This window comes from Bradyrhizobium sp. WSM3983 (assembly GCF_000473045.1).
In the GTDB taxonomy this organism is placed as follows: Bacteria; Pseudomonadota; Alphaproteobacteria; order Rhizobiales; family Xanthobacteraceae; genus Bradyrhizobium.
In genome coordinates this window covers 320,575-328,034 of the sequence record NZ_AXAY01000008.1, presented here as the reverse complement: position 1 = coordinate 328,034, position 7,460 = coordinate 320,575, and the positions used below count along the sequence as shown (strand labels likewise).

Genomic DNA, 7,460 nt, shown 5'->3' with positions numbered 1-7,460 from the left:
TTGAAACTGCTGCCGCATACTCCGCCCTCATCTGAGGAGCCCGCCCAAAGCGGGCGTCTCGAAGGATGGCCGCAGGGACAAGTTTTCATATGCGATTGCCCTGCCTGGAGGGGGTCCCTTGTGGGGGAGGGAGCGCAGCGGCGCAAGCCGCATGTCTGTAATTTCCAATTACGGCGGCGGTAGCTTCGCCATCGGCTTGCGCTGTGCCAATGCCGCAACCGTCGCGGTGCCGATCGGGCCCTGCTCGTCGTAGAGCCAGCATTCGCCGATCGCCACGCCGTCGGTGGCCTGATGGTTCACCACATCGAACCCGATCCAGTTCGTCACCGGCAGGCGGTGCAGATAGATCGTCACGTCGCTGTTGATGTAGCCGAGCCCCTTGTCGCCGGCGTTGGCGAACGGGCTGACGAAGTCGGCGCCAACGGCGACATGGACGAACGGCGTCATCGGTACGCCGGCAACGAGCTCGCGCACCTCGCTCATCCAGAGTTTTCTCGGACCGAGCGAGCCCATATGGCCGACGATCGGCCGCGTCGTCCATTTGCCGTTCATGCCGAGCCTGGGATCGGTGGGCTTTGGAATGTCATCCGGCTTCGGCACGTCCCAGTTCGGCGGCGACCAGACATTGCCGTCGGGATTTTGCGTCCGCCGCAGCAGCTGGCAGGAAGCGCGCGCCATGCTGACGCCGCCGGCGACGAACTCCGCCTCGATCACTCGGATGCGCAGTCCGTCGCGCACCAGCCGCGTCGTCACTTCGATGGGCTTGTCGATGGTCGGCAGCCGAAACATGTCGACAGTCAACCGCGCCGGCACGAATTCAGGGCCGGAATGGCGCTCCTCGATGGCGAAGCCGAGCAGCCCGATGATGACGCGTCCGTGCAGCGATTTCGGATCCCAGGGGCCGTTGGCCACTTCCGTCGGATGGAAGGTGTCGCCGTCGCGGGTGAAGAAAGGCATGTTTGTCATGACGCGCGACCTTGAAGGAACGGGTGGGGAAATCAAGGGTGGCGCGCTCCCCACACTCCGCTGTCATCGCCCGACTTGATCGGGCGATCCAGTATTCCAGAGACGACAATGATAGAATCGAGAAGCCGCGGCGTACTGGATGCCCCGGTCAAGCCGGGGCATGACACCGAAAATTAGGAGGCGAGCTCCCACTCCTCACGTACGCTCTCGTCGGACTCTCTGTCCATCGCCGCGATCTTCATCGCGACAAATTCGTCCCGCGACATCAACTGCCCCAGCGCCCACACCGCAGCCCCGCGCACCATCGGGTTCGCATCATCCAGCAATCGCCGCGCTTCCTCCGCCAACGTCACATCGCCGGAGTTACCGATCGCGATCAGCACATTGCGCAAGAAGCGGTCGCGGCCGATGCGCTTCACCGGCGACTTTGTGAACAGCGCGCGAAACGCGACGTCGTCGAGCCGTGAAAGTTCAGCAAGCTCCGGCGCACGCAGTTCGCCGCGCGCGGCGAGCTTGGCTTCACGTCCCTCCTGCGCAAACTTGTTCCAGGGACACGCCGCAAGACAGTCATCGCAGCCATAGATGCGGTTGCCGATGGCCTTGCGAAATTCGTGCGGGATCGGTCCCTTGTTCTCGATGGTGAGATACGAGATGCAGCGCCGCGCATCGAGCTTGTACGGCGCGGGAAACGCTGATGTCGGGCAGATGTCGAGGCAGGCCTGGCACGAGCCGCAATGATCGATCTCGGCATGGTCGCGCGGCAGCTCCAACGTGGTGTAGATCGCGCCGAGAAACAGCCACGAGCCGAATTCGCGCGAGACCAGATTGGTGTGCTTGCCCTGCCAGCCGAGATGCGCAGCCTGCGCGAGCGGCTTCTCCATCACCGCCGCGGTGTCGACGAACACCTTCACTTCGCTCGGCGCGGTCGCGACCAGCCAGCGCGCCAGCGCCTTCAGCCGCTTCTTGATGAGGTCGTGATAGTCGTCGCCCTGCGCATAGACCGAGATCGCCGCGCGCGTGCGCTGCCGCAGGATCGCGAGCGGATCCTGGTCGGGGCCGTAATTGACGCCGAGCATGATGACGCTGCGCACGTCCTGCCACAGCCCGCGCGGATCGACGCGGCGCTCCGGCTGGTTCGCGAGCCAGTCCATGTCACCATGGCCGCCCGAGGCGATGAATTCGAGGAAATGTTTTCCAGCGTTCTCGATCGTGCCCGGCTCAGTGATGCCGATGCAGTCGAAGCCGAGCGCGCGCGCCTCGCGCGCCAGCGCCGTCTTCAGTTCAGTCGGATCGGAGTTCAGAAATCCAGGTCCACGTAGGTCCGCGACGCCGGCACGCCGGCCAGCCATTCGCTCAGCAGCGGACGGAACGACGGGCGGGATTTCACCCGCGCGTACCACGCCTTTGCTGCGTCGTCCTCGCTCCATGGCACGTCGCCCAGATAGTCGATCGCCGAAAGATGCGCCGCGGCGGCGAGATCCGCGTAAGTGGGCCGGTCGCCGGCAAGGAAGTTACGCGTCTGCGCCAGCCAGCCGATATAGGCGAGATGATAGCGCACATTGGCCTTGGCGGCGCGCATCACGTCGGGCGACGGCGGTCCGCCGCCATTCTCCTCGCTCATGAAGCGCTTGTAGATGCGCTCGGTGACGAGCGGGTGGGAGACCTCCTCGAAGAATTTTTCGTTGAACCAGGCCATCAGCCGGCGTACCTCGACGCGCTCGGCGATCGTCTCCGGCATCAGGCGCTTGGGGCCCATCTCGGCGCCATAGGCCTCGTCGAGATACTCCGCGATGATGGCCGCGCCCGGGATCGGCGGCTGTTCGTCGTCCACCAGCACCGGCGTCGTGCCGGCCGCATTGAGCAGCAGAAATGCCTCGCGCCGCTCCCAGCTGCGCTCCTCGGACAGCTTCAGTTCGAGCCCGTATTCGCCCGCGATCAGGCGGATGAAGCGCGAATGCGGACAGAACGGATGATGAAACAGCGTAAACATGAAGCCTTTGACTATTTGATGGTGATTAAGAATCCATCAATGTTTGTGCGGCGCCACACTAGTCCTTCAAAACCGCGAGGCAAGGCCGCGATAGCGCATTTTGCGATTGCGAGCGAGGGACGAATAGGCGAGAAGAACCCCGCTTTTCCAGCGGAAATGGACCGTAAATATGTCAGATACAATACGGGCAGTGATCCTCGGCATCATCGAGGGTGTGACCGAGTTCCTTCCCGTTTCCTCGACCGGCCACCTGCTGCTTGCGGAGCGCTTCTTCGGCCTCGGCGAGGGCGCCTTCTGGGATTCGTTTACGGTTCTGATCCAGCTTGGCGCGATCCTCGCGATCGTCGTGCTGTACTTCAGGAAGCTCTGGGACGTCGCAATCGGCATGTTCGCGGGCGATGCCTATGCGCGCCGCTTCGTGATCGGCGTGCTGGTGGCGTTCCTGCCTGCTGTCATCGTCGGCCTCGTTGCCGGCAAATACATCAAGAGCATGCTGTTCAATCCGTGGGTGGTCTGCTTCTCGCTGATCGTCGGCGGTGCCATCCTGTTGTGGGTCGATCGGCTCGATCTCAAGGCGCGCGAGCATGACGCCACCAGGTTTCCGCTGCTGATGTATCTCTATATCGGCATCGCGCAGTGCATCGCGATGATCCCGGGCGTGTCGCGCTCCGGTGCCAGCATCGTCGCCGCGATGTTCCTGGGCGCCGACAAGCGGGCGGCGGCGGAGTTCTCGTTCTTCCTCGCCATCCCCACCATGATCGGCGCGTTCGCCTACGACTTCTACAAGAGCCGCTCCGAGATGACGATGGACCACATGGGCATCGTCGCGATCGGCTTCGTGGTGTCGTTCATCACCGCGATCATCGTGGTGAAGGCGTTCCTCGGATACGTCACCCGCCACGGCTTCGTGCTGTTCGCCTGGTGGCGCGTCATCGTCGGCACGCTCGGCCTGATCGCGCTGGCGCTCGGCCATTAACCTGACGAATGTCTGACTGACGTCGGTGCTAACAGGTGCGCTCTGACTCACCTCTCCCGTAGGGAGAGGTCGGGTCGCATCGTCAGATGCGATCCGGGTGAGGGGTTCTGGTGTCACTGGGTGCCGCGGCCCCTCACCCGGATTGCTGCGCAATCCGACCTCTCCCCGCTGGGGAGAGGTGGACGCCGGCAGTAACTGCAGCAAACTCGCTGACGCGCCTCAACGCAATATCAGCTTTTGACCGGTAGGCAGTGTCCGGAGCGGGATGGCCCGCAGGCGGAGCTGAACGATGACCCTCGTCAGCGGCTGGGGGCGCTTCCCGGTCGTCGATAGCGAAATGCTGCGGCCGCGGTCGTTCGAGGCCGTGGGTGCGGCTGTCGCCGATGTGACCGGCTCCGTGGCCCGGGGCAACGGCCGCGCCTATGGCGATGCCGCCATCGGCGCCGTCAGGACCATCGCCATGACCGGGTTCGACCGGGTCAGGTCGTTCGATCCGGCGACCGGGCGCATCCGGCTCGAAGCCGGCGTGCTGCTGTCCGATCTCATCGACACTTTTGGCCCGCGCGGCTTCCTGCCCTTCGTGGTGCCGGGCACGCGGTTCGTCTCGGTCGGCGGTGCGATCGCTGCCGATGTGCACGGCAAGAACCATCATGGCGAGGGTGGTTTTGGTCGCTATGTCGACAGCATTCTGCTGCGCGCAGGTCAGGGCGAGACGATCGAAGTCTCGCGCGAGCAAAATTCCGATGCCTTCTTCGCGACCGTCGGCGGCATGGGCCTCACCGGAATCATCCTCGAAGCCACGATGCGGCTGCGCGCCGTCGAGACCGGCTGGATCCGCGAGCGGGTGATCTCCGCATCCGATCTCGACGCTGCGATGCGCGCGCTCGAGGCGAGCTATGCCGCGACCTATTCGGTGGCGTGGATCGATTGCGTGGCGCGCGGCAGCGACCTCGGCCGCTCGCTGATCTATCTCGGTGAGCACGCAAGAGCCGATGAGATTGCCGAAGGCGCCGATCGATTTCCAATCAGCAAGAAGCCCGGGCTCGCCGTGCCCATCGATCTGCCGTCGATGACGCTCAATCGCTTCAGCATTCGCGCCTTCAACGAGCTCTATTACCGCATGGGCGCAAGGCGCGCCGGCGGCGACCATGTGGTCTCGCTCTATCCGTATTTCTTCCCGCTCGACAGCATTGCCGACTGGAATCGCATCTACGGACGGCGCGGCTTCCTCCAGCATCAATGCGTGATCCCGGAGCCAGGCGCGCGCGGCGTGCTGGGCGACATCCTCGATCGTGTCTCGAAGCGCGGCGATGCCTCCTTCCTTGCGGTGCTGAAGAAGCTCGGCCATGGCGACGGCCTGCTGTCATTTCCGCTGCCCGGCTACACGCTGGCGCTGGATTTCCCGGTGAAGGGAGACATCCTGAATTTCCTCGACGAGATCGATCGTCTCGTCGTCGCCGCCGGCGGACGGCTCTATCTCGCCAAGGATGCGCGCCAGTCGCGCGCGACGTTCGAGGCCGGCTATCCCGCGCTGTCGCGCTTCAACGCGATCCGCAAATCGCTCGATCCCGCCGGAAATATTCGCTCGAAACTTTCACAACGCCTGTTCGATGAGGTTTAAGCCGTGACGTCACGCAAGACCGTATTGGTGCTCGGTGGCTCCTCCGATATCGGCCGCGCCGCGGCGCGCGCCTTTGCCAAGGCCGGATACGATGTCGGCCTCGCAGGCCGCGATGCCGCTGCCCTGGAGCCCGACGCGGCGGATCTGCGCGCGCGCTACGCGATCGAAGCAAGCACGTGGACATTCGATGTGCTCGACACCGCCTCCTTCGATGGCTTTGTCGCCGGCCTTCCCGTCTTGCCCGATGTCGTCGTCTCGATCGTCGGCCTGCTGGGCGTCCAGCAAAATGCCGAGAGTGATGTCGCGCATGCCACGACGATCATGCGTTCGAATTACGAGGGACCGTCGCTGATCCTCGGTCTGTTCGCGGAAGAGTTCTTGGCGCGCGGCAATGGCACGATTGTCGGTGTGTCGTCGGTGGCGGGCGATCGGGGCCGCGCCTCGAACTATGTCTACGGCTCGGCGAAGGCCGGCTTCTCCGCGTTCCTCTCAGGCCTGCGCGCCCGCGCCAGTCGCGGCGGCGTGCATGTCGTCACCGTGAAACCCGGTTTCGTCCGCACCAGGATGACGGAAGGCATGAAGCTGATCGGCCCGCTCACCGTCGACGCGCCTGTCGTCGGCGATGCGATTCTGAATGCTGTCGAGAAGAAGACCGACGTCGTCTATGTCAGTGGCAAATGGCGTCTCGTGATGCTCATCATCAAGACGCTGCCGGAGGCGGTGTTCAAGAAGCTGAAGTTCTAGGCTTTGTAGGAGTGGCGCTGTAGCAGCGCTGACGGTGGGCTCCCTCGCCCGCTTGCGGGAGAGGGTCGGGGAGAGGGTATCTCCGCAGAAAGACTCCCGACGAGGAGAAAACCCTCACCCGCCGCTACGCGGCGACCTCTCCCGCAAGCGGGAGAGGTTAAGAGAGACCGCCGTCGACGCGCGACTACGCGCTCTTGCGCTGGAACTGGCCGGCCGCGCGGAAACGCCAGAGATATTGCGGGGCGATCGTCTCCAGCGAATCCGCGGCGATGCCGAGACCTTCAAGCGTGAGCCCTGCGGCCTTGGCCGCATCCGACACGACATTGTCGCGCTCGAGCAGCGTGACCTGGTCCGGCGTCAGCTTCAGCGCGCCCGGCGCGAATTGCAGGAAGGCGGCCTTGAGCCGGGCGAGGCCGAACGACAGCGGCACCAGCGTCGGCTTGCGGTCGGCGATCTCCACGATGGTCTTGATGATCTCGCGCATGGTCAGCACTTCCGGCCCGCCGAGCTCATAGGTGGCGCCCGCCTTGGCCTTGCCGTCGACGGCATCCGCGATCCCTGTGGCGACGTCGCCGACATAGACCGGCTGCATCTTCGTCTCGCCGCCGATCAGCGGCAGCACCGGCGACAGCCGCGCCAGCGCCGCGAAGCGGTTGGTGAACTGATCCTCGGGGCCGAACATCACGGAGGGACGGAAGATCGTGGCCGACGGCACCGCCGCCATGACAGCCGCCTCGCCGGCCGCCTTGGCCCTGGCATAGTGCGAGGGCGATTCGGTATCGGCGCCGATCGCCGAGACATGGATGAGCCTTGCGCCGACGGCGGCCGCCGCCTTGGCGACGGTCTCGGCGCCCTTGGCCTGGACGGCGTCAAAGGTCTGCCCGCCGCCCTCAGTGAGGATGCCGACCAGATTGATCACGACATCCGAATCACGCACCGCCGCCTCGACCGAGGCCGGATAGCGCAGATTGGCCTGGATGGTGTGGACCTGCCCGACCTTGCCCGAGGGCTGGAGGTATCCGGCCAGTTCCGGCCGCCGCACCGCGACCCGGATCCGGTAATCCCGCCGGCACAGCGCGCGGACGACATTCCGGCCCAAAAACCCCGATCCGCCGAAAACCGTGACGAGAGTTTCCAGATTCGATGCCATGGGAGCCATTCTC

General features: G+C 64.6%; 7 protein-coding genes. 3 read left to right on the top strand and 4 right to left on the bottom strand.

The annotated features are described in order from the left end of the window. Positions 1-168: 168 nt before the first annotated feature. The 3 genes from YUA_RS0116000 to YUA_RS0115990 all read right to left on the bottom strand — a co-directional run bounded on the left by YUA_RS0116000 (position 169) and on the right by YUA_RS0115990 (position 2,956). The gene (locus tag YUA_RS0116000; protein ID WP_027531625.1) at positions 169-966 is read right to left on the bottom strand and encodes an acyl-CoA thioesterase domain-containing protein; all 798 of its coding nucleotides are present in this window, start codon (positions 964-966) and stop codon (positions 169-171) included. Between the two features lie 173 nt (positions 967-1,139). Further along, positions 1,140-2,315, bottom strand: coding sequence for a tRNA epoxyqueuosine(34) reductase QueG (gene queG, locus YUA_RS0115995; protein WP_027531624.1), 1,176 nt, complete (start codon positions 2,313-2,315; stop codon positions 1,140-1,142). Beyond that, positions 2,264-2,956 carry a glutathione S-transferase family protein gene (locus YUA_RS0115990; protein WP_027531623.1) on the bottom strand — a complete coding sequence of 231 codons (693 nt, stop codon included), beginning with the start codon at positions 2,954-2,956 and terminating at the stop codon, positions 2,264-2,266. The genes queG and YUA_RS0115990 overlap by 52 nt, the downstream gene beginning before the upstream one ends. 169 nt (positions 2,957-3,125) lie before the next feature. Between YUA_RS0115990 and YUA_RS0115985 the strand changes: the two genes are divergently transcribed. The 3 genes from YUA_RS0115985 to YUA_RS0115975 all read left to right on the top strand — a co-directional run bounded on the left by YUA_RS0115985 (position 3,126) and on the right by YUA_RS0115975 (position 6,297). Continuing rightward, positions 3,126-3,932 carry an undecaprenyl-diphosphate phosphatase gene (locus YUA_RS0115985; protein WP_027531622.1) on the top strand — a complete coding sequence of 269 codons (807 nt, stop codon included), beginning with the start codon at positions 3,126-3,128 and terminating at the stop codon, positions 3,930-3,932. Between the two features lie 289 nt (positions 3,933-4,221). Beyond that, positions 4,222-5,553 (top strand): FAD-binding oxidoreductase, encoded by a 1,332-nt coding sequence (locus YUA_RS0115980; protein ID WP_027531621.1) that lies wholly within the window; start codon positions 4,222-4,224, stop codon positions 5,551-5,553. Between the two features lie 3 nt (positions 5,554-5,556). Continuing rightward, on the top strand, positions 5,557-6,297 hold the full coding sequence (locus tag YUA_RS0115975) for an SDR family oxidoreductase (RefSeq protein ID WP_027531620.1): 741 nt from the start codon (positions 5,557-5,559) through the stop codon (positions 6,295-6,297). A gap of 184 nt (positions 6,298-6,481) precedes the next feature. Here YUA_RS0115975 and YUA_RS0115970 read toward each other — a convergent pair whose 3' ends face one another. Beyond that, positions 6,482-7,447, bottom strand: coding sequence for a complex I NDUFA9 subunit family protein (locus YUA_RS0115970; protein ID WP_027531619.1), 966 nt, complete (start codon positions 7,445-7,447; stop codon positions 6,482-6,484). Between the last annotated feature and the right edge of the window lie 13 nt (positions 7,448-7,460).